The 20,404-nt window shown below is 69.8% G+C and carries 18 protein-coding genes; 10 read left to right on the top strand and 8 right to left on the bottom strand.

Annotated elements, in window-relative coordinates; all coding sequences use genetic code 11:
• Window positions 1-150 precede the first annotated feature (150 nt).
• The 4 genes from OHN74_RS19310 (at window position 151) to OHN74_RS19325 (ending at window position 3,273) form a co-directional block, all read left to right on the top strand.
• Window positions 151-792, top strand: coding sequence for an RNA polymerase sigma factor (locus OHN74_RS19310; protein WP_327695803.1), 642 nt, complete (start codon window positions 151-153; stop codon window positions 790-792).
• Window positions 789-1,721, top strand: coding sequence for a CU044_5270 family protein (locus tag OHN74_RS19315; protein ID WP_327695804.1), 933 nt, complete (start codon window positions 789-791; stop codon window positions 1,719-1,721). The genes OHN74_RS19310 and OHN74_RS19315 overlap by 4 nt, the downstream gene beginning before the upstream one ends.
• Window positions 1,722-1,991: 270 nt before the next feature.
• On the top strand, window positions 1,992-2,810 hold the full coding sequence (locus OHN74_RS19320; RefSeq protein ID WP_327695805.1) for a hypothetical protein: 819 nt from the start codon (window positions 1,992-1,994) through the stop codon (window positions 2,808-2,810).
• The gene (locus OHN74_RS19325; RefSeq protein WP_443060411.1) at window positions 2,803-3,273 is read left to right on the top strand and encodes a GntR family transcriptional regulator; all 471 of its coding nucleotides are present in this window, start codon (window positions 2,803-2,805) and stop codon (window positions 3,271-3,273) included. The genes OHN74_RS19320 and OHN74_RS19325 overlap by 8 nt, the downstream gene beginning before the upstream one ends.
• Window positions 3,274-3,356: 83 nt before the next feature.
• Here OHN74_RS19325 and OHN74_RS19330 read toward each other — a convergent pair whose 3' ends face one another.
• A complete protein-coding gene (locus OHN74_RS19330; RefSeq protein ID WP_327700183.1) occupies window positions 3,357-4,028 on the bottom strand; it encodes a DUF4097 family beta strand repeat-containing protein in 672 nt (223 codons plus the stop codon).
• A 239-nt stretch (window positions 4,029-4,267) separates the two neighbouring features.
• Here OHN74_RS19330 and OHN74_RS19335 point away from each other — a divergent pair, with 239 nt between their 5' ends.
• The gene (locus OHN74_RS19335) at window positions 4,268-5,023 is read left to right on the top strand and encodes a GbsR/MarR family transcriptional regulator (RefSeq protein WP_327695806.1); all 756 of its coding nucleotides are present in this window, start codon (window positions 4,268-4,270) and stop codon (window positions 5,021-5,023) included.
• Between the two features lie 16 nt (window positions 5,024-5,039).
• On the opposite strand, the gene OHN74_RS19340 is transcribed toward OHN74_RS19335, so the two are convergent.
• Window positions 5,040-5,714 carry a hypothetical protein gene (locus tag OHN74_RS19340; RefSeq protein WP_327695807.1) on the bottom strand — a complete coding sequence of 225 codons (675 nt, stop codon included), beginning with the start codon at window positions 5,712-5,714 and terminating at the stop codon, window positions 5,040-5,042.
• 16 nt (window positions 5,715-5,730) lie between these two features.
• Window positions 5,731-6,678, bottom strand: a complete 948-nt coding sequence (locus OHN74_RS19345) for a hypothetical protein (protein ID WP_327695808.1) — start codon at window positions 6,676-6,678, stop codon at window positions 5,731-5,733.
• Between the two features lie 427 nt (window positions 6,679-7,105).
• Here OHN74_RS19345 and OHN74_RS19350 point away from each other — a divergent pair, with 427 nt between their 5' ends.
• On the top strand, window positions 7,106-8,386 hold the full coding sequence (locus OHN74_RS19350; RefSeq protein WP_327695809.1) for a hypothetical protein: 1,281 nt from the start codon (window positions 7,106-7,108) through the stop codon (window positions 8,384-8,386).
• A gap of 96 nt (window positions 8,387-8,482) precedes the next feature.
• On the opposite strand, the gene OHN74_RS19355 is transcribed toward OHN74_RS19350, so the two are convergent.
• Window positions 8,483-10,321, bottom strand: a complete 1,839-nt coding sequence (locus OHN74_RS19355) for a bifunctional metallophosphatase/5'-nucleotidase (RefSeq protein WP_327695810.1) — start codon at window positions 10,319-10,321, stop codon at window positions 8,483-8,485.
• A gap of 285 nt (window positions 10,322-10,606) precedes the next feature.
• Here OHN74_RS19355 and OHN74_RS19360 point away from each other — a divergent pair, with 285 nt between their 5' ends.
• The gene (locus OHN74_RS19360; RefSeq protein ID WP_327695811.1) at window positions 10,607-12,607 is read left to right on the top strand and encodes an Ig-like domain repeat protein; all 2,001 of its coding nucleotides are present in this window, start codon (window positions 10,607-10,609) and stop codon (window positions 12,605-12,607) included.
• A 231-nt stretch (window positions 12,608-12,838) separates the two neighbouring features.
• Entirely contained in the window at window positions 12,839-13,327 is a 489-nt protein-coding gene (locus tag OHN74_RS19365) for a Uma2 family endonuclease (protein WP_327700184.1), read from the top strand.
• A gap of 86 nt (window positions 13,328-13,413) precedes the next feature.
• On the opposite strand, the gene OHN74_RS19370 is transcribed toward OHN74_RS19365, so the two are convergent.
• On the bottom strand, window positions 13,414-14,697 hold the full coding sequence (locus tag OHN74_RS19370) for an adenylosuccinate synthase (RefSeq protein ID WP_327695812.1): 1,284 nt from the start codon (window positions 14,695-14,697) through the stop codon (window positions 13,414-13,416).
• 196 nt (window positions 14,698-14,893) lie between these two features.
• Between OHN74_RS19370 and OHN74_RS19375 the strand changes: the two genes are divergently transcribed.
• Window positions 14,894-15,790 (top strand): diacylglycerol kinase, encoded by an 897-nt coding sequence (locus OHN74_RS19375; protein WP_327695813.1) that lies wholly within the window; start codon window positions 14,894-14,896, stop codon window positions 15,788-15,790.
• Window positions 15,791-15,906: 116 nt separating this feature from the next.
• Here OHN74_RS19375 and eutC read toward each other — a convergent pair whose 3' ends face one another.
• Both eutC and OHN74_RS19385 read right to left on the bottom strand, forming a co-directional pair.
• On the bottom strand, window positions 15,907-16,734 hold the full coding sequence (eutC, locus tag OHN74_RS19380; RefSeq protein ID WP_327695814.1) for an ethanolamine ammonia-lyase subunit EutC: 828 nt from the start codon (window positions 16,732-16,734) through the stop codon (window positions 15,907-15,909).
• Window positions 16,731-18,125, bottom strand: a complete 1,395-nt coding sequence (locus OHN74_RS19385; protein WP_327695815.1) for an ethanolamine ammonia-lyase subunit EutB — start codon at window positions 18,123-18,125, stop codon at window positions 16,731-16,733. Before OHN74_RS19385 ends, eutC begins: the two co-directional genes overlap by 4 nt.
• Window positions 18,126-18,279: 154 nt before the next feature.
• Here OHN74_RS19385 and OHN74_RS19390 point away from each other — a divergent pair, with 154 nt between their 5' ends.
• Window positions 18,280-19,809, top strand: coding sequence for an APC family permease (locus OHN74_RS19390; protein ID WP_327695816.1), 1,530 nt, complete (start codon window positions 18,280-18,282; stop codon window positions 19,807-19,809).
• 73 nt (window positions 19,810-19,882) lie between these two features.
• Here the strand turns inward: OHN74_RS19390 and OHN74_RS19395 are convergent, their stop codons facing one another.
• Entirely contained in the window at window positions 19,883-20,398 is a 516-nt protein-coding gene (locus OHN74_RS19395) for a GbsR/MarR family transcriptional regulator (RefSeq protein ID WP_327695817.1), read from the bottom strand.
• Window positions 20,399-20,404 lie beyond the last annotated feature (6 nt).

The following is a 20,404-nucleotide window of genomic DNA, read 5'->3' on the forward strand; positions in this document are numbered from 1 at the left end:
CGCCCGGTGGCGCACGCGCCGTCTCGTGCCGCGAAGTGTTCTCCTGCTCGGTCGCGTGGTCACGACGTGGGGAACCGGATTCCCGCGATCGGCGAAGTACTGGTGAAGGCACAGGACTTCAGCACCATCGAACCGACGAAAGGAGCCCCGATGACCGTCGAGCCAGACGTCAGAGTGGGGCAGGAGAGTGACGCCTCGGTGGTCGAACGGTCGTGGCACGAGCCCGAGGTGTTCGCCGTGCTCTTCGACCGCCATGCCGACTCGGTGCACGGATACGCGGCGCGCCGGCTCGGCGGGGAGGCGGCCGAGGACGTGATGGCGGAGACCTTCACCACCGCGTTCCAGCAGCGCTTCCGGTACGACACGGGGCAGGCCGGCGCCCGTCCGTGGCTGTTCGGCATCGCGACCAACCTCATCAGCCGCCACCGGCGTGCCGAGGCCCGGAGGCTGAGGGCGCTCGGACGGCTGCCTCCGGACGGCACCGGCGGCGGCCGGGCCGACGAGACGGTCGCGGACCAGGTGGCGGCGCGGGTCAGCGCACAGGCGGTAGGGCGTGAACTCGCCGGTGCGCTGGCCCGGTTGCCCGCCCGTCATCGGGACGTCCTGCTGCTGGTCGCCTGGGCCGACCTCGGCTACGAGGAGGTCGCGCGCGCCCTGAACGTACCGGTGGGGACGGTCAGGTCGCGGCTGCACAGGGCCCGCAGAAAGGTTCGCGAGGCATTGGGCGGAGCTGATCCAACAGCTCTCCAAGAGGAATCCGGGCAATCAGACGATGGAGGTTTCCGGCGATGAACGAACTCAAGCTCCTCAGGGAGTGGGACGCGGGCGCGCCTGCTCTCACGGATGCCGCCCGTACCCGTGCACGCTTCCGCCTGCACCAGGCGATGCGGGAGCCCGGCGCGGTCACGACCATCGGCCGCCGTCCGCTGCTGCGGGTCGCGGTGGCCGCCGTAGCCGCTGCGACGGTCACCGCGACTGTGGTGGTCGCCCAGAACACGGGGGCCTCGCCCCCCACCCAGACGGTGAGCGCGGCCACCGTGCTGCGAGGGGCTGCGGCCGAGGAACGCAGGCTCGAAAAGCCGATCGCGCCACGCGATGACCAGTTCATCTACAGCAAGGAGATCATCAAGGAAACCCCGGTCGGAGGCGGCCGCACCAAGACATACGTCGACGAGAGCTGGAGCTCGGTCGACGGCTCCAAGAAGTCGTACCTCAGCGAGCTGGGCGATGGCGTCTGGGACCCGCCGTTCGAGCCGGGGGAGAGCATTTGGCCGCCGAACAGGTGGTCGGAGCTGAAGCAACTGCCCACCGACCCTGTCAAGCTGCCGTTCGCGCTGCGCAACCTCCTCGGGAATCCGGAACCCGACCGGCCTTTGAGGGCCTCCGAGTGGCCGCTGGTCCAGTTCGGCCTCTCCGGCCTGCTCCGCAAGCCCGTTCTGCCGAAGGGACTGCGCGCCGCGACATTCGAGGCACTCGCCACCGTCCCCGGCATCAAGGTGCTGCCGGGCCGGACGGACGCGGCGGGCCGCCCGGGCGTCGGCATCCAGTACGTCGATCCCAACATGCCCCGGGGGGGCGGCGCACAGGTGCTGGTCTTCGACGCGAAGACGTATCAGTACCTCGGTATGCGCGACCAGCGCACAGAGGGAGGGACGACGTACGAGCAGTGGTCCTATCTGGTCGCCCACGGCGTCGTGGACCGAGTGATGCAACGCCCCTGAGGCCTCTGACGCCTTCTGCTGCTCCGGCACCCCTGAGGCCTCTGACGCCTTCTGCTGCTCCGGCACCCCTGAGTGGTCACTCCGACGCTCCGCCGCGACCGCTCGACGCCCGGGAACCTCACCGCGGCGTCGAGCGGTCGCGTCGTGCCCGCCCTACCGAAGTCCCCGCCTCGCCCAAGTCCCCTTTTGTATCGAGCATTTGACACAAGATCCCGGCCGAGGCATCTTGTACCCACCGCTTGATACAAGATGATCTGGGGGGATCTCCACATGCTCGACATGCTCGACACCGCCCCGCTCCAGGCCCGGTTCCTCGACCACGCCGAGTACTACGCCCGCTGGTCCGGTCTGGCCATCGGCCTCGTGGTCGCGCAGGCCCTGTCCACCCTGGGGGACGTCGAGTTCGAGCAGCGCGTCGTCTTCTGCATCACGGCCTTCGGTCTGTGCGCGGTGGCCGGTGTCCTGCTCGCCGACGCCCTGACCCTGCGCCCCCAGGAGGCGGTACGCACCGCGAGTCTCGCCCCGCGCCTGGTCAGAGATCATGTGCCGCCGCACATGGGCCCCCTGATCGCCCTCCAGGGCGTCTCTCTCGTCGCCCTGCTGGTGATCGCGGCCGCCACGGCCTCCGTCGACCCCGACCGCGTGTTCAGCACGGGCAAGGTCGTCCACGTCACCTGCAACGGGATGCGGGCGCCCCTCGGCCCCTGGCCCGGCCTGTACTACAGCCTCCCGATGTTCGGCGCCCTCGCCGTCGCCACCCCCACCTGTGTCTGGGCTCTGCGCCGCATCGCCCACGGCCCGGGCGAGGAGCAGCAGCGCCGTGACCGCGCCTGGGCGGTCACCGGGGCCTGGGGCCTGCTGGTGTCGAGCCAGCAGCTGTACGCCGTACTGATGGTCACCGTCTCGCTGACGGAGACGGGCTGTGCCGGCGTGCTGGGTGCCCTCACCTTCTGGATGTTCTACCCTCTGGCCCTGCTGAACCTGTTCACCGTCGCCTGGTCCCTGGTCACCGTGGTCGCCCCCCGCGCGGTCGAGAACGAGACGGCCGTGGACAGGACGGCCAAAGACGGGACGTACGACGATGAGTGACCCCGCCGTCCGCGTCGACACCACCAGCCAGGTACCGCCGTACGAGCAGATCCGCGTCCAGCTCGCCGCGCTGATCCGCACCGGCCGACTGGTCACGGGCGAGCGCCTGCCGACCGTGCGCCAGCTCGCCACCGACCTCGGGCTGGCGCCGGGCACCGTGGCCCGCGCCTACCGTGAGCTGGAGGCCGCCGAGCTGATCCGCACCCGCCGTGGCGCGGGCACCCGGGTCGCGGCCCTCCCGTCCGGGCCGTACGCGCACGACGCCGACCAACTCACCACTCTGGCGCGGGACTTCACCTCCGCGGCCCGTGCGCTCGGCGCGAGCACCGAGGACATCCTGACCGCCGTCCGCGACGCCCTGGACCCGGGGCCCGCCGCCTCCCCGGCCACCGCCGGCAGCCGAGCGGGTGGCCCCAAGACGGCAGGCATCGGCGCAGGCCGCAGGAGCGGGAAACTGGCCTGAGAGGCCGTTGGCCGCATCCCGTACCGCCCGCACCGCCCGTACCCCCTGTACCGCCCGTGTCGCCGAACCAAGGTTCCGCCGGTTCAGAGGCTGCGGGCGGTGATGTCGCCGTAGTTGGTGGTGGCGTGGATGTTGAGCTGGGCGGCGGCGCCGTCGGTGTTCTGGAGTGCGTTGTCGATACGGCCGTAGGCGGTGCCGGCGTCGAGGGTCGCCGAGACTCCGCGGGCTGCGCCGACCGAGATCTCGCCTGCCTCGGTGCGCAGGGTGACCGTGCCGCGTACGGCCTCGGTGACGCGCAGGTCGCCCTTGAGGGTGCGGAGTTCGCCGGGGCCGCCCAGGCGGCCGACGGTGATGTCGCCGGACTGGAGGGTGAGGCGGGCGCCGTCGGTCTCGTCGAGCTTGACCGTGCCCTGCGCGCACTCGTAGGTGACGTCACCCAGGCGTCCCACGCCCCGGAGTTCGGCACTGGCCGCCTTCGCCTCGACGCGGGAGCCGGCCGGGAGCTGGACGGTGACCTCGACGGAGCCCGACTGGCCGAGGACGCGGTTCTTCGCCGGTGCGGCCTCGATCCGCAGGACGCCGTCGTCGTGGGCGACCGTGATCCGCTCCGCCGCCTTCGTGTCGCGGCTCGACGAGGCGTCGACGGGCAGGACCTCGACGGTGGTGTCGGCGCGGTCGGCGGCGATGAACCGGATGCGGCCCGCGGGGATGTCGAGGACGGCCAGGACCGGGGCGGGGGTGTCGAACTTCTGCATCATGCTCTCCCAGAGCTTCGAATCTGTTGTTTCGAACAATGGAAAAGCTACGTTGCGTTCGCCATTTCATCAATGAGCCTGTTGCGTGTTATTGACATAACCGCAGGTGAAAGCAGGCAAATCATTGCAATGGAATGGGGTCTAACGCAACACCAGCATCCGGGTCTGTTGCAATGAATTGAAAGCGAACGCTACACTCGCACCGGCCGGGACCGACAAGAACCACGAAGGAGACCGCGATGCCGGGAGGCAGGCTCAGCCAGCCCGAACGTCAGCAGATCGCGCTGGGGCTGGCCGACGGCCTCGCCTACGCGGAGATCGCCCGACGCCTCGAACGCCCGACCTCCACCGTCACGCGTGAGGTGATGCGCAACGGCGGCCCCACCGCCTACCGCGCCGAGGCGGCCCACCGCGCCACCGAACGCCGCGCCCACCGACGCAGGACCACCGCACCCCGGGGGCCGCAGGCGCCGGCGCCCGCCTACGGGCGTGACGCCGAGGCCGTACGCGAATACGAGGAAGTGTTCACCACCGTCCTCACGGCGTCGGGCATGCCCACGATGATGTCCCGGGTGATGTCCTGCCTCACCCTCACCGACTCCGGCAGCCTCACCGCGGCCGAACTCGTCCAGCGCCTCGACGTCAGCCCGGCGTCCGTGTCCAAGGCGATCACGTTCCTGGAGAGCCAGGGCTTCGTCCGCCGGGAAGCGGGCGAACGCCGCCGCGAGCGCTATGTCGTCGACGACGACGTCTGGTACGAGTCGATGCTGGCCAGCGCCCGCGCCATCGCCCAGATCGTCGGGATCGCACAGCAGGGCGTCGGCGTCCTCGGCTCCGGCACCCCGGCCGCCGCCCGTCTGGAGAACATCGCCCGCTTCCTCGACTTCGTCTCCGAGAGCACCGTCCGCGCCGCGGAACAGGCCCGCGAAGTCCTCCACACGAAACCCGCGACACCCTCGGGCGGCAGCGCCGAGCCGCCGCGCGAAGACCGGTGACGGGACTCCGACCCCGTCAGGCGCTCAACCTGCTTACGCCGCCCACCGGGTGACGGGTCGTCAGCCATCCGCGCGCACCCGGCCCGAGGCGGGTCTCCTGCGGGCCGCGGAACCCCAGTGACCGCAGCTGGTCCCCGTGGCGGGGGGACGTCGTGATCGCGACGGCGGTCGCGGCCTGGTCGTCCACGGCACGCAGACCCGGGGCCAGCAGGTCGGCGGCCACGGTGTGGTCCCAGGCGCTGGTGTCGTCCAGCGCGCCGACGATGAACACCTTCCAGTGGGGCAGGTCGGGTCCCACGCCCTTCAGCCACATCGGCAGCATCGGCAGGGCCGGGCAGTCCTCCGGGCCGGTGGCGAGCTCACGGGCGAGCAGGCTGCTGAAGCGGGTGTCGGGGGGCTCGGACCCGACCCCCGGCGGCAGCCAGACGGCAGCGGCGAGGAGGCCGCCGTCCGACCGCTCGGCCACCCATATCCGGCCCTCTTCGAGGGCGTAGTGGGCCAGCACGAGCCGCATGGCGCTCTGTGCCCGCGCCCAGTCCGGAGCGACGAAGTCGCCGAAGGACGAGGGCCGGGGCGACGCGATCATGCGCACCACCGCCGGCACGTCCACCAGTTCCGCCGGGCGTACGGCTGCCGTCGGACGCAGTTGAACCATCGTCACGGGCATTGCGGTCGCGGTCGTCGTCGTCATCTTCGTGTTCTCCATTTCAGGCCGCCCGGCTCGTGCCGGTGAGGATCCGGGTGGGCCGCAGGTGAGGTACGCGCACGTCGAGGCTGACGGGACGTTCGAGCTGCGGCCCGGGCTGGGTCTGGGTCTGGGTCTGGGTCTGGGTCTGGGTCTGGGTCTGGGGCCGGCTGAGCAGGACCACGCCGCGTGCGGCCGTCACCCCGCCCGCGAGGGCGAGCAGGGCGCCGGTCGCGCCGTACTGGAAGCCCTCGCCGAGCAGGGTGACTCCGATGGCTGACGCGGCGACCGGATTGACGAGGGTGAGGAGTGCGAGCGGGCCGCCGAGACCACTGCCGTACGCCTTCTGGGCGAGCAGCAGCCCACCCGCGGCGAACCCGACGGTGAGGACCGCGAGCACCACCGCGCTCCACGACATCCCCACCCCGACGGCGAGCTTCTGGGCCAGCGTGGAGCCGACCCCGGAGGCGATGCCGGAGGCCGCCGCGAAAGCCAGGCCGCCCGCAGCCGAGCGACCCGAGGCCAGGCGTACGAGCACCGCGATGACGGCGGCTGCGGCGAGCGCGACCAGCAGAACCCCGGTCGTGCTCAGGGTGCGGTCCGGCCCGCTCCCCGAGGCGGTGACCGTCAGCAGCGACGTCAGCCCGAAGAGCGTGAGAGCCATGCCGCGCCACTGCGTGCCCGAGGTCCGGCGGCGGGCGACCAGCGCGCCCAGGGGCACCGCCACCACGAGGGTCAGTACGCCCAGCGGCTGTACGAGGCTCAGCGGGCCGTACCGCAGCGCGACCACGTGCAGCAGCGCGCCGGCGGCGTTGAGGAGAACCGCTCCCCACCAGGAGCCCCGGGCGAGCGCCCCGCGCAGATTCACCGTTCCGGCCGCGGTCCGCTCCTGAACCACGGCGGCCGTGGCGTAGCAGAGCGCGGAAACGAGGGAGAGGGCGACGGCCAGGAGTACTGGGGAGCTCGTCATCACATATTCCCATCGATACGAAACGGTTTCGTACCGACAAGCTACGGTGGTCCGCATCGAAACGCAAGCGTTTCTTTAGGGCGGCCTCCGCCAATGCCCGGTGGCGGAGGCAGCAGCGGCAGCGGCAGGCGTCGATCACGGGCGCGGCGTCTCCCGACTCGCGCAAGTGAAGGTGCCGCCCAATCGCGGGTCGGCCAGGCCCCGTTCGGCATCGACCCTGGTCACGGAGCCATCGAATCCGGATAAATTGCCAATTCTCCGGCAACCATCCGGTCCCGGCAGCGTCTTACAAGCGCATAGGCTCACTCCCTGCCTTGACGTACGGGTCGGCCACATGGGAACCGGTGCTGCGGCATCCCGCGCACCCCTTCTCGCACCTCACCGCACCGCGCCTCGCACCACACCTTCAGCGAATCCGGGGGGATTCATGTTTCGCACCATCCATATCGGTCGTCCACTCGCCATGGGGGCGGCCGGCATGCTGATCTCGCTGGGCGCGGTGGCCGCGACCGCGCCCGCCGTGTGGGCCGGGCCGGGAACGCCGACTCCGTCGGCCGGGCCCTCGCAGGCCTGCTGCCACACCGAGTTGACCGTGGACGGGCCCGCCGGGGTGGGGTTGGCCGGACAGCCGGTCGGGTTCACCGAGAAGATCACCAACACCTCCGCCACCGAGTCGGAGGACGTCTTCCTCAACCTGGTCGCGGACGCCGGCGCCGGCATGCCGGAGAACGGCCTGGCCATCTGGTACCGCACGGACGAAGGTGCCTGGGAGAAGGTGACGCTGGAGTACCGCAGCGGTTCGTTCCAGGGCGCGCTGCCGCTCACCATCACCCTCGGTCCCGGCGAGAGCCGACTCCTCCACCTGCGCCTCGGGCTGCCCATGGGCGAGCCGCACAACGGGAACAGCGACGGGGGCACCAGATCCGTCGAGCTGACCTCCTCCGTCGGCGCCGCGGACGGTTCCTGGGTCCTTCAGGACCGTGACGTCCGGACCGTCGCCGTCCAGGGCCTGTCCGCCGGCCTCACCGGCGTACCCGCGACGGCCGTGCCCGGCGGGGCGCCCGTCGAGTTCGAGGCGACCCTCTCCAACACGACGGCGTCCGACTACGTCAACCTCGGCAGCGTCCTGTTCACCGACCGGTACGCCACCGTGCAGGTGTTCCGCGAGGGCGGCTGGGTCACGCTGAACCCGGTTGTCGCCGATGCCGAGTCCGACACGTTCGGCCACTACCTGCGCGGCCACGACCACACGGCCCCGGTGGGCAGCAGCAGCACCGTTCCGGTACGGGTCACCTGGGCGGCGAACGCTCCCCTCGGCAGAACCACCCTGACCCAGAGCGTCATCGTCAACGAGGGCCGGGTCCCCTTCCGGGGCACCTACGTGGGCACCGCATCCGCCCAGGTGAAACTGACCGCCGGCCAGTCGGCAACGCCGAGCGCGTCGGCGTCCGCGAGCGCGAGCCCGACCACAACGGCCCCGGGCCCGACCGGCAGCGCCTCCCCCACCGCAGCCACGCCCACGCCCACTCCCACGCCCACATCCACCGCGTCCACCCCGCCCGTCGGCTCTCCGGCCGACACCGGCACCCAACTGGCCAGCACCGGCGGCGACAACGGCGGCACGCTCGCACTGTCCCTCGGCGGCACCGCGTTCGTGCTCGCCGGAGGCTCCCTGGCCGCCTACACGCGGCTGCGGCGCCGCGCGTAGGGCCAGTTCGACACCGCTGACGCCGATGGGTACCCGCCCTCGCCGGAGCGGGTACCCATCGGCGTCAGCGGCCCGATCGGGGCCGGGGCACAGACGTCAGGCGGGGAACACCGCCGTACCGCCCTGCGTCAGCTTCCAGTTGGTGACCGCGAAGTCGGCGGGGTTCAGGGTCCCCTTCGTCGTCACGTAGTCGATCATCAGCTGGCGGATCTCGTTCGTCGAGCTGTACGCGATGTCGGCGGCGGCGATGTGCGGGTAGCCGGAACCCCCGTTGGCGCGGTAGTTGTTCACCGCCACCACGAAGACCTGGTCGTCCGTGACCGAAGTACCCTTGTAGGAAAGGTTCTTGATCCTCGAACCCTCCGCCTGCGCGATGTCGATCTCGTACTCGACACCGGCGGCCGTGTCGTACATGTAGTCCCAGAAGTTGTTGGCGTTCGTCAGCGTCGCGGTGTCGACGGCCGTGCCCGCCGGCACCTGGTGGTAGTACTTCGCCGCGAACTCCAGGTAGTCCCTGAGCTGGGCACCCGTCAGCTTCTTGCCGTACAGGGTGTTGTCGTAGATGTAGAGCCCGGCGACATCGCGGATGCTGACATCACCCTTGGGGATGTCGGCGCTACGGCTGAAGGGCGCGGCGACCGAGATCAGCGGAAGGGCGGCATCCGCGCTCGACAGGCCGGTTGCCACGGTGGCCATCTGGACCTGGTGGATGAAGTCCATGACGGGTACGTCCTTCCAGCACGCCTCCGCCGCCGACAGATCCGCCGTACACGTGCCGACAGCCGTGTTGACGTACTTCACGACGAGATCGTGGTCGGCCTTGAGCAGCCTGGTGATCTGCTCGTCCTCCGCGACGGCGTTGCTGTTGAGCGTCTTCGCCTTCGTGCTGGTCACCTTCCACTGACCACGCTCCAGTTCGAGCTCGAAGTCGAAGACGGTCAGGCGCATGCCGTAGCAGTACGGCTCCGAGAGGACCACGTCCTTGCCGGTCGCCTTGTTCGTCACCGTGTACGACGACACCTCGGTGTGGGTGTGCCCGACGAGGATCGCGTCGATCCCGGGCACCTGCTCCGCCACCAGGTTCGACGCGTTCTCGACGTACGGCAGCTCGTTCCCGTACGACGAACTGCCGTCCAGGCCCGAGTGATCCGTGAGGAAGACGACGTCACAGCCGAGGGCGCGCATGCGCGGGACGTACTTCTTCGCCTGCTCGACCAGACCCGTGAACGTCATCTTCCCGGCGACGTTGTCCTTGTCCCACAGGGCGATTCCGGGGTTCGTGAGGCCGAGGATGCCGACCTTGATGTCCGGTGCGCCGGGGACCCGGATGCGCTTGACGGTGTACGGCTGGAAGGCGGGCCGAAGCGTCTTCGCGTCGAGGGCGTTCGCGCCCAGGAGCGGGAACCTGCACTGGCTCTCGAACTTGCGGAGGGTGTCGATGCCGTAGTTGAACTCGTGGTTGCCGAGGGCGGCTGCGTCGTAGCGCATCGCGTTCATGGCGACGGCCATCGGGTGCTCGGGCGCCCGCTTGCCCTTGGTGCCAGAGCCGTCGATGGGGTCCACGCGCGCGTAGTAGTACGCCAGTGACGTGCCCTGGATGATGTCGCCCGCGTCGACGAGCAGGACGTGGTCCTCGCCCTTCTCCGCGCGCTGCTGCTTGATGAGGGTGGCCACGCGGGCGACACCGACCGAGTTGCCCGCCTTGTCCGTGTAGGCGGCGTCGGTGTAGTAGTCCCAGTCGAAGACGTGGCTGTGCAGGTCGGTGGTCCCCAGGATGGAGAAGGACCAGGTGCGGGGCGGCTTGCAGTGCGCGCTGTCGGCACGGTCGGCGGCCTGCGCGGGCGCTGCCGCGACGGATCCGGCGGCTGCCACGACGGCGCCGGTGACGGCCGACTTGTGCATGAACTGACGGCGGTTCATGGGCGATATGGGCATGGGCGGGACTCCTGGGCAGCTGGGACGACTGAGCGGCAGAGGACAGCGGGCGGGTGGCTACACGCGTAGATCGTGGCGGCACACGGGCCCGCCAGGAACCAAGAACAGGCCATGACAGGCCATGTCCCGGTCAATTCCACCGAAAAGCGGGACTCCCACCCACCCCGTTAACCCCGTGTGAACCTTCTGTCAGTGGTGTGACCTACGCTGCTCTTCACTTGTTCCACACAGAGACCAAGTGGCCCCACTGCGGGGCACTTTCGTACCGGGGGGTTCGAAACCATCGTGCACAGACGCACTCTCTCGACCGCACTTGCGGTCGCACTCACTTTCGGTTCCGTCGCGCTCACCACCGGCGTCGCGGGCACCGCCATGGCGGACGATCAGCTGAACCTGGGCATCAACTCGTTCGGTGCCATCGCCGTGGACGGCGTTCACCAGCGGGTCTTCGTCAGCGATCCGGTCAGCAGCCGGGTCGTCGCCCTGGACTACCGGGGCAACTTCGTCGCAGAGGTGTCCAACCTGCGCGGCGTCAAGGGCCTGGAGCTGTCCGCCGACTCCAAGACGCTGTACGCGGCGGTGCCCGATGCCCCGAGCACCACCGGCGACGCGATCGTCGCCATCGACGCGGCCACGGTCACGGTGTCGGCGCAGTACCCGACGGGGGACGTGAACCCCCAGTCCGTGGCCGTCGCGGGCGGCAAGCTGTGGTTCGGATACGGCACCCCGGGCACCGGCAACATCGGCTCGGTCGACCTGACCGACCCGGAGCACAAGGTCACCCTGGACGCCGACGCGGCCAAGCCGTGGAGCGCCGCTCCCCTGCTGGACGCCGCGCCGGGCTCGGGCAGCCTGGTCGCGGGCCTGCCCGGTCTGGCCTGGTCCGAGCTGGGCGTGTACGACGTCTCGTCGGGCACCGCGACCGCCACCGCGCGCAAGACCGTCGCGGGCAGCGAACTGCGCGACCTCTCGGTCACGCCGGACGGCGGACGGGTCGTCGTGGCCGCCCAGGACCCGTACAACCACGTGACGTACAAGACCTCCGACCTCACGTCGGACGGCAAGTACTCCAACACCGCGGGGTCCGCCAACGCGGTGGCCGTCGCCCCCGACGGCACGGTCGCCGCGGGCAACGACACGTACTTCGGCCAGGGCCTGAACGTCTACAAGCCGGGCCGCGCGGCCTCGGTCCGGGACTACGACCTCATCAACGGAGGCAGCACCGGCAGACTCTCCACGGCCGGCCTCGGCTGGGCACCGGACCGGTCCCGCCTCTTCGCGGTGACGGCCGCCGACCAGGACAACAGCTACGACCTGCGCATCCTGAACAACCCGACGAAGGCCGTCACCAGCGTCTCCGTCACCGCCCCCGCCAAGTCCGACCGTACGAAGAAGCTCACGGTCAAGGGCAAGCTCACCAGCAAGGTGGCCGTCCCGGCGGGCACCAAGCTGACGATCACCCGCAAGGACCTGGACAACCCGAGCGGCCGGAAGATCGGCACGGCGACGGTCGCGGCGAACGGCACGTTCTCCTTCACCAACAGCCCGCCGGCCGGCGGCAAGGTGACGTACACGCTGTCGTACGCGGGTGACGCCGACCACCTGGCGTCCTCCGGCTCGGACACGGTCGACGTCTCGCGCGCGGCGACCACACTCCGCCTCTCCAACAACAAGAAGACGTACGACTACGCGAAGAGCGTCAAGTTCACGGCGCACCTCGGCAAGACGTACAAGAACCGCAAGGTCGAGATCTGGGCCGACCCGTACGGCTCCGACCGGCCCAACAAGCTGGTCAAGGCCGGCACGGTCAACAGCAACGGCGACTTCTCGGCCACGTACAAGCTCACCCGCGACACCCGCCTGACGGCACGCTTCACGGGCGACTCGCGCTACGCGCCGAAGACGGTGGCCAGCACGGTCTACACCAAGGTCAAGGTGTCGACGTCGATCAGCCGCCAGTACAAGAACAAGAACGTGTACGGCCAGACCTACGCCTACTTCCACCAGGCCACGGTCCCGCTGTTCACCACGTCGATGACGGCGTACCCGCACCGCCAGCAGCGCCTCCAGATCGAGTACTTCTACGAGGGCACCTGGTACGACGGCGGCTCCCAGTACTTCGCCCTGGACTCGGCCGGCATCTCCCGCGTGGAACTGGGCGGCACCCACGACATCGGCTTCCGCTTCCGGATCCGCTCGTCGTACATCGACGGCGCCCAGGCCTCGGGCGACAACGTGAACACGACGACGCACGGGGCGTGGAAGTACTTCATCTTCACGAGCTGAGTACCCAAGCCCCAAGGTCCGGTGGACCTGAGGGATCGAGAGAACCGGCTGCCTCTCAGCGCACGCTTGACTACGCTGAGTGGCAGCTGGTCCGTCTCAGGGGAAAGGCGCGTCATGACGTCGACGACAGAGCGACCGATCGCGACAAGCTGCACGGATCCCGCCAGCTTCGAGGGCTTGCTGGACGCCCTCGACAGGCTCTACGTGCCGGACGGCTACTAGCCCGAGATCATCAAGGGGAACATCGTCGTGTCGTCGTGGTCCAAGGGGTACTACTCCCGCGTCATGAAACTGGTGCGCCGGCAGCTTGAGGAATACCTCCCCGAAGGTCACCTCATCGATTCGTCACCCCTTCTGTTCGTCTTCCCGGGCGCCGAGCGTGCGTACGGACCGGACATCCACGCCGCACACGAGCGGGCGCTGGAGACCGACAGCAACCGCCTCGACGGCGAAGGCCTCTCCTTCGTCGCCGAGCTGACCTCCCCCTCCACCCGGATCGACGATCTGACCGACAAGGTGGAGGTCTATGCCAAGGCAGGCGTCCCCGTCTACCTGGTCCTCGACATGCAGGAGGAAGAGGCCAGCCTGTTCCTGGAGCCGTACGAGCACGGCTACAAGTCCCGTCTCACCAAGCCGTTCGGGGAGAAGCTCTACATCCCCGACCCCTTCGGCTGCGAGCTCGACACCGCCGGGTTCCAGGCACCTCCTGACGAGAGCTGACCCCGGAAACGGCGGAACGGCTGAGGGGCACCCCGGACGGGGGTGCCCCTCAGCCGTTCTCAGCCGTTCTCAGCGGTTCTTCCGCCCTAGATGAACGAGTTGATCTCGATCGTCTCCGTGCGCCCCGGCCCGACCCCGATCGCCGAGATCGGTGCCCCGGACATCTCCTCCAGGGCCTTCACGTACGCCTGGGCGTTCTTCGGGAGGTCCGAGAACGTCTTGGCCTTCGTGATGTCCTCCGACCAGCCGGGGAGGGTCTCGTAGATCGGCTTCGCGTGGTGGAAGTCGGTCTGGGAGTAAGGGAGTTCCTCGACGCGCTTGCCGTCGATCTCGTACGCCACGCAGACCGGGATCTCCTCCCAGCCGGTGAGGACGTCGAGCTTGGTGAGGAAGAAGTCGGTCAGGCCGTTGACGCGGGTCGCGTAGCGGGCGATGACCGCGTCGAACCAGCCGCAGCGCCGGTCACGGCCGGTGGTGACGCCCCGCTCGTGGCCGATGCGGCGCAGCGCGTCGCCGTCCTCGTCGAAGAGCTCGGTGGGGAAGGGGCCGGCGCCGACGCGGGTCGTGTACGCCTTGAGGATGCCGATGACCCGGCTGATCTTCGTCGGGCCGACGCCCGCGCCCGTGCACGCGCCACCGGCGGTGGGGTTGGACGACGTGACGAAGGGATAGGTCCCGTGGTCGATGTCCAGGAGCGTGCCCTGGCCGCCCTCGAAGAGGACCACCTTGTTGTCGTCGAGCGCCTTGTTGAGGACCAGGACGGTGTCGGCGACGTACGGCTTGAGCCGGTCCGCGTAGGTGAGGAGTTCCTCGACGATCTGGTCGGCCTCGATCGCCCGGCGGTTGAAGACCTTGGTGAGGAGCTGGTTCTTGCCGTCCAGCGCCGCCTCGACCTTCTGGGTCAGGATCGACTCGTCGTACAGGTCCTGGACCCGGATGCCGACCCGGTTGATCTTGTCGGCGTAGGTCGGACCGATACCGCGCCCCGTCGTGCCGATCTTCCGCTTACCGAGGAAGCGTTCCGTCACCTTGTCGACGGTCACGTTGTACGGGGTGATGATGTGAGCGTTACCGCTGATCAGGAGCTTGGACGTGTCGACGCCTCGCTCGTTCAGCCCGTTCAGCTCGGAGAACAGGACCGACGGGTCGACGACGACGCCGTTGCCGATGACGGGTGTGCATTCAGGTGTGAGGATTCCGGAAGGGAGGAGGTGCAGGGCGTACTTCTGGTCGCCCACGACTACCGTGTGGCCGGCGTTGTTGCCGCCCTGGTAGCGCACCACATAGTCCACGGACCCGCCAAGCAGGTCCGTAGCCTTCCCCTTACCTTCGTCACCCCACTGAGCACCGAGCAGCACAAGTGCGGGCACGCGCGTACACCCCTTCCGGGCGGGGCATGTCCAAGGCCAGGGGCGTACGTGTCAGAGCTGACAGCTCATGCCTCGTACACCGTGCGACCATCGTCGGCCGCAACCCGTCGGACCCGGATGCCCCGGAATAGACCAAGCCCCTGGCGCAATAGCGCAAGGGGCTCTTGCACAAAGATGCTACCCGAGGAAGCGAGGCATGACCGAGGTGGCGACTTCCGACCAGCTCCTCGTGGTCATCGACCCGGTCGCCCGGCAGACGGACGGCGAGTCTGTACGAATCGCGAAAGACGTGCTCAGCGCGGGTGCGAGAACAAAAGTGTGCCTCCCGGAGGGGCCCGAGGAATTCGCTCGGGCGCTCGCCCGGAGAGGCTCCCGACGCCCGGTGGTGATCGGCGACGACCGGGCCCTGCTGCGGACGGTGGCCCTGCTGCACCGGCAGCGGGAACTGGCCGGATGCGCACTGTCGGTCGTCCCGGTGGGCGCGATCGGAGTGCTGACCCTCGCCCGCTCGCTCGGCATCCCCACGGGCGCGGTGGCCGCGGCGCGGGCCGTCCTGGAAGGCGCCGAACGCCGTCTGGACCTCCTCGTCGACGACAGCGACGGGGTGGTGGTGGGCGCGGTGCGCATTCCGGCGCGACGAGGCCCGGCCGACATCGACGACTCCGGCGAGGTGGATGTGGACATGGATCCGGGGGCCGCGGCTCATCCCTGGCTGCGGAGCTGCCAGTCCCTGGTACGCACACTGGCGGCACGGCCGGTCCGGGGGACGCGGGGAGCCCGGGTGGCCCCGCTGCCGGGCGGCCCCGGGCCCTCACGGCTGCGCGTCGAGGTGGACGGGGTGACCCTCGTGGACCTCGACCAGCCGGTGGAGGCGGTGACCCTGACACCGGGGGTATCCGGGGGCGCCCGGGTGGAGGTCCGCCCGGTGTCGGTGGGGGCGGAGGCGTCTCCGCTGGGGGCGGTGGGGGTACGGGTGACGGTGTCCGGGGCGGATTTCCGGTACCGGGCGGACTCGGGGCTGGTGAGCGGGCCTGTACGGCGGCGGACGTGGGTGGTGCGGGAGGGGGCTTGGGGGCTTACGTTGCCGGGCTAGATCTGGCCTGGAGGGTTTCGCCCCCGCCGCCCCTACCCGTCCCATCCCTGGGGGCTGCGCCCCCAGGCCCCCCTAACGCGCTGAACGCGTTCGTCCTCAAACGCCGGAGGGGCTGGCTATCCAGCCCCTCCGGCGTTTGAGGAGCGGGGGTTCGGGGGCAGCGCCCCCGAAGACGGGCCGGGCAGGGGCGGCGCGAGCGAATCCGACTCGTCCTTCAGCCCCACCCCCGTCAGCCCCAGTTCCCGCGCCCTCCCCATCAGTGCCGCCAGTTTCGACGCCGCCGTCTCGTACGTCAGGCCCAGTGGGGGCCTGATGTTGGACAGGCAGTTGCGGTCGGCGTCCGTGGTCGTACCCGGCCGGGGGGCGTACGTCAGATACGCGCCCAGCGAGTCCGCCGCCGACATGCCGGGCCGTTCGCCGATCAGGACGACCACCATCGCGGCGCCCATCGCGTGGGCCACGTCGTCGCCGAGGGCCACCCGGGCCTGTTCGGCGAGGATCACCGGGGCCACCCGCACACCCGGGTCCAGCAGTGCCGTCGTCGCCCGCACCATCGGCGCCGCGTGCTCGTGCACCGCCCGGCTGGACAGCCCGTCGGCCACCACGAACACCAGGTCCCAGTCACCGCCGGGGAGGTGGGCACGGTCGATGTCGTCGAGGCGGCGCCCCAGGTCGGGACGCTGGAGGTAGGTGAGGCGGTCACCGGCGGCGCTGCGTACCCGTACCGTCGGTTCGCCCGTCAGGCCTGCCGCGACGACCTCCGGTTCGAAGGGCGAGTGCACCGCGTCCCGGGCGGCGGCATGCGCGGCCTGCAACTCCAGCCGGTGGCGGGTGGGGAGGGCCGAGCCCGCGCGGCCCAGACCGATCCTGGCCTGCGTATGCCGCCGTAGCGCCGCCCACATGGTCAAGTCATCTGCCACAGAGGCAAGTTGACGATCCGTCATGCCGCCAGTTCCTTTCCGATCGCCGTCAGCGGATGTGCCGTACCGGAGACGTCCCGGATCGCTCCCCGCTCGTCCAGCAGGCCGATGCCGTCCAGCCACGCCTCGAACTCCGGTGCCGGGCGCAGCCCGAGGACCTCGCGTAGGTACAACGCGTCGTGGTACGAGGCGGATTGGTAGTTGAGCATGATGTCGTCGCCGCCCGGTGTGCAGATCACGAAGGACGCGCCCGCGACCCCGAGCATCGTGAGCATCGTCGCCACGTCGTCGTCATCGGCGTCGGCGTGGTTCGTGTAGCAGATGTCCAGGCCCATGGGCAGGCCGAGGAGCTTGCCGCAGAAGTGGTCCTCCAGGGCGGCCCGGAGGATCTGGCGGCCGTCGTAGAGGTACTCGGGGCCGATGAAGCCGACCACCGTGTTCACGAGCAGCGGGTCGTAGCGCCTGGCCACCGCGTAGGCCCGCGCCTCCACCGTCTGCTGGTCCACCCCGTGGTGCGCGTCGGCGGACAGCGCGCTGCCCTGCCCGGTCTCGAAGTAGAGCGCGTTGCGCCCGACCGTCCCCCGGTTCAGTTCGCCCGCCGCCGCGTACGCCTCGTCCAGCAGCCCCAGGGTCACCCCGAACGAGGCGTTCGCGGCCTGCGTACCCGCGATGGACTGGAAGACCAGGTCGACCGGCGCTCCCCGCTCCATCAGGTCCACACTCGTCGTGACATGGCACAGCACGCACGACTGCGTGGGGATCTGGTACCGCTGTATGACCCCGTCCAACAACTCCAGCAGATCCCGCACCGCCCTCGGGCTGTCCGTCGCCGGGTTGATGCCGATCACCGCGTCGCCCGAGCCGAGCAGCAGCCCGTCCAGCAGGGCTGCCGCGACGCCCGCCGGGTCGTCGGTCGGGTGGTTGGGCTGGAGGCGGGTGGCCAGCCGGCCGGGCAGTCCGATCGTCGACCGGAAGGCGGTCACGACGCGCACCTTGCGCGCCACCGCGACCAGGTCGGCGTTCCCCATCAGCTTGGACACCGCCGCCACCATCTCGGGCGTCAGCCCCGGCGACACGGCGGCAAGCGCCGCCGCGTCCGCCGCCTCCGACAGCAGCCACTCCCGGAACCCGCCCACGGTCAGTCCGGCCACCGGCGCGAACGCGGCCAGGTCGTGCGTGTCCACGATCAGCCGGGTCACGTCGTCGTCCTCGTAGGGAATCACCGGCTCGGCGAGAAATTGAGCCAGCGGCACCTCCGCCAGCGCCCAGCGCGCCGCGACCCGTTGCTGCGCGGAGTCGGCGGCGAGGCCGGCGAGCCGGTCGCCGGAGCGCTCGGGGCTCGCGGCGGCGAGCAGGCGCGCGAGGGAGTCGAAGCGGTAGCGGTGGCCGCCGAGGGTGGAGGTGTACGAGCTCATGGCGACGACCGTACGAGCCACGTGTTGCCGCCAGATTTCTAAAGGTCTGGTTGACAAACATTTAACGCCCCGACACCCTTGACCGACTCATTCGGGCTACAGAGTTCCACCCCACCGGCAGTGTGCGGAAAAGCAACCAGGAAGGGGCCACCCGATGGCAGTGGACGAGGGCGTAGCCCCGGCGGAAGGTACGAGTACGGGTGCAACTCCCGGCGACGACGGCACGGTTCACCGGCTGAAGCCGAACGCGATCGGGCTGCTGGGCGTGGTCTTCATGGCTGTCGCCACGGCCGCGCCGATCACCGCGATGACGGGCAACGTGCCCTTCATGGTGTCGTCCGGCAACGGCATCGGCGCCCCGGCAAGCTACCTGGTCGCAATGGTCGTCCTGGCAATCTTTGCCGTCGGCTTCACGTCGATGGCGAAGCACATCACGTCCACCGGCGCCTTCTACGGCTTCATCTCCTACGGCCTCGGCCGCACGGTCGGCCTGGCCTCCGGGCTGCTCGCCACCTTCGCGTACGTCGTCTTCGAGCCCGCCCTGATCGGCATCTTCTCGACCTTCGCGACCGAGACCGTGAAGGACCAGACGGGCGTCGGCGTCCCCTGGTGGGTGTTCGCGATCGTCATGCTCGCGATCAACGCCACGGGTACGTGGTTCGGGGTGTCGGTGGCCGAGAAGCTGCTGATCGTCCTGCTCGGCACCGAGGTGACGATCCTCGCAGCGATGGCGATCTCGGTCGCCCTGCACGGCGGCGGCCCCGACGGCTTCACCTTCGGCCCGGTCAACCCGGTCAACGCCTTCCAGGGCACCAGCGCCGGACTCGGCCTCTTCTTCGCCTTCTGGTCGTGGGTCGGCTTCGAGTCGACGGCGATGTACGGCGAGGAGTCCCGCGACCCGAAGAAGATCATCCCCAAGGCGACGATGATCAGCGTCCTGGGCGTCGGCGTCTTCTACGTCTTCGTCTCCTGGATGGCCATCACGGGCAACGGCGAGAAGGAGGCCGTCGCGGCGGCCTCGTCCTCGAACCCCCTCGCCCTGTTCTTCAACCCCACCGAGCACTACGTCGGCCACTGGGCGGTCGTCGTCATGCAGTGGCTGATGATCACCGGCTCGCTGGCCTGCGGCATGGCCTTCCACAACTGCGCTGCCCGCTACATGTACGCCCTGGGCCGCGAGGGCGTACTCCCCTCCCTCAAGCGGACGATCGGTCGCACCCACGCCGACCACGGCTCCCCGCACATCGCGGGCCTCGTCCAGACGATCATCAGCGCCCTCCTGCTGCTCGGCTTCTGGGCCGCGCACAAGGACCCGTACACGGGTACGTACGTCCTGCTGGCCATCCTCGGCACCATGGCGATCCTCGTCGTCCAGGCCGTCTGCTCCTTCGCGGTCCTGGCCTACTTCCGCAAGAACCACCCGGAGAGCCGCCACTGGTTCCGGACGTTCACCGCCCCGCTCATCGGCGGTGTGGCGATGCTCGCGGTGGTGGTGCTCCTGGTGTCCAACATGGGCGTCGCGGCGGGCCCGGAGTCGGGCTCGATCGTCCTCAAGGCGACGCCGTGGCTGGTCGCGCTGATCGCGGCGGGCGGCATCGGCTACGCCACCTACCTGAAGCACCGGGCCCCCGAGCGGTACGCGCTGCTGGGGCGGACGGTGCTGGAGGAGACGAAGGAGCGGTAGCCGTACGGGAGTTGAGGTCACGACGAATCGAGCACACCCTTCGGGCAGGGTTCCCGACGCACCGCACTTCGCGTCAGGAACCCTGCCCGAAGGTCCTCGCCCGCTCCTCGCGCCACCGGTCCATCAGCTGGGTGAGCTCGCCCTCCAGATACTCGAAGAAGGCGAGCGTCTCGGCGATGCGCCGGCCGCCGGGACTCTCGACGCCGAGGCTGTCGACGCCCACACGCAGGGTCTGTCCCCAGCGCTTGAGGACGGCGTCGCGGTTGGTGATCGCCTCGTACCACTGGTCGCTGTGCACCCGGTACCGCTCGCGCCGCGAGCCGGGTTCGCGCTCCCGCGAGACCATGTGCACCTGGGAGAGATAGCGCACCGCGCCGGAGACGGCGGCGGGGCTGACCTGAAGCTGTTCGCCGAGTTCGGCCGAGGTCAGGGCGCCGGCGTCGGAGGCGAGCAGCGCGGCGAAGACTCGGGCGGCCATGCGCTGCATCCCGGCCTCGACGAGCTGGGCGGCGAAGCTCTCGACGAAACTGGACACCGCCTCGGGGTCCCGCCCGCCCTCTGCCGCACCCGGCTCCGGTTCCGTCGTCATGCGCAG

The sequence above is a fragment of the Streptomyces sp. NBC_00459 genome (assembly GCF_036013955.1).
GTDB lineage: Bacteria > Actinomycetota > Actinomycetes > Streptomycetales > Streptomycetaceae > Streptomyces.

Bases quoted from the DNA above. Each gene is read 5' to 3' on its own strand.
- OHN74_RS19385 (WP_327695815.1), bottom strand. From the start codon at position 18,125: ATGAGCTCGTACACCTCCACCCTCGGCGGCCACCGCTACCGCTTCGAC.
- OHN74_RS19335 (WP_327695806.1), top strand. From the start codon at position 4,268: ATGCCGGGAGGCAGGCTCAGCCAGCCCGAACGTCAGCAGATCGCGCTG.
- OHN74_RS19310 (WP_327695803.1), top strand. From the start codon at position 151: ATGACCGTCGAGCCAGACGTCAGAGTGGGGCAGGAGAGTGACGCCTCG.
- OHN74_RS19325 (WP_443060411.1), top strand. From the start codon at position 2,803: ATGAGTGACCCCGCCGTCCGCGTCGACACCACCAGCCAGGTACCGCCG.
- OHN74_RS19375 (WP_327695813.1), top strand. From the start codon at position 14,894: ATGACCGAGGTGGCGACTTCCGACCAGCTCCTCGTGGTCATCGACCCG.
- eutC (WP_327695814.1), bottom strand. From the start codon at position 16,734: ATGACGGATCGTCAACTTGCCTCTGTGGCAGATGACTTGACCATGTGG.
- OHN74_RS19315 (WP_327695804.1), top strand. From the start codon at position 789: ATGAACGAACTCAAGCTCCTCAGGGAGTGGGACGCGGGCGCGCCTGCT.
- OHN74_RS19340 (WP_327695807.1), bottom strand. From the start codon at position 5,714: ATGACGACGACGACCGCGACCGCAATGCCCGTGACGATGGTTCAACTG.
- OHN74_RS19350 (WP_327695809.1), top strand. From the start codon at position 7,106: ATGTTTCGCACCATCCATATCGGTCGTCCACTCGCCATGGGGGCGGCC.
- OHN74_RS19395 (WP_327695817.1), bottom strand. From the start codon at position 20,398: ATGACGACGGAACCGGAGCCGGGTGCGGCAGAGGGCGGGCGGGACCCC.
- OHN74_RS19345 (WP_327695808.1), bottom strand. From the start codon at position 6,678: ATGACGAGCTCCCCAGTACTCCTGGCCGTCGCCCTCTCCCTCGTTTCC.
- OHN74_RS19390 (WP_327695816.1), top strand. From the start codon at position 18,280: ATGGCAGTGGACGAGGGCGTAGCCCCGGCGGAAGGTACGAGTACGGGT.
- OHN74_RS19320 (WP_327695805.1), top strand. From the start codon at position 1,992: ATGCTCGACATGCTCGACACCGCCCCGCTCCAGGCCCGGTTCCTCGAC.
- OHN74_RS19330 (WP_327700183.1), bottom strand. From the start codon at position 4,028: ATGCAGAAGTTCGACACCCCCGCCCCGGTCCTGGCCGTCCTCGACATC.
- OHN74_RS19355 (WP_327695810.1), bottom strand. From the start codon at position 10,321: ATGCCCATATCGCCCATGAACCGCCGTCAGTTCATGCACAAGTCGGCC.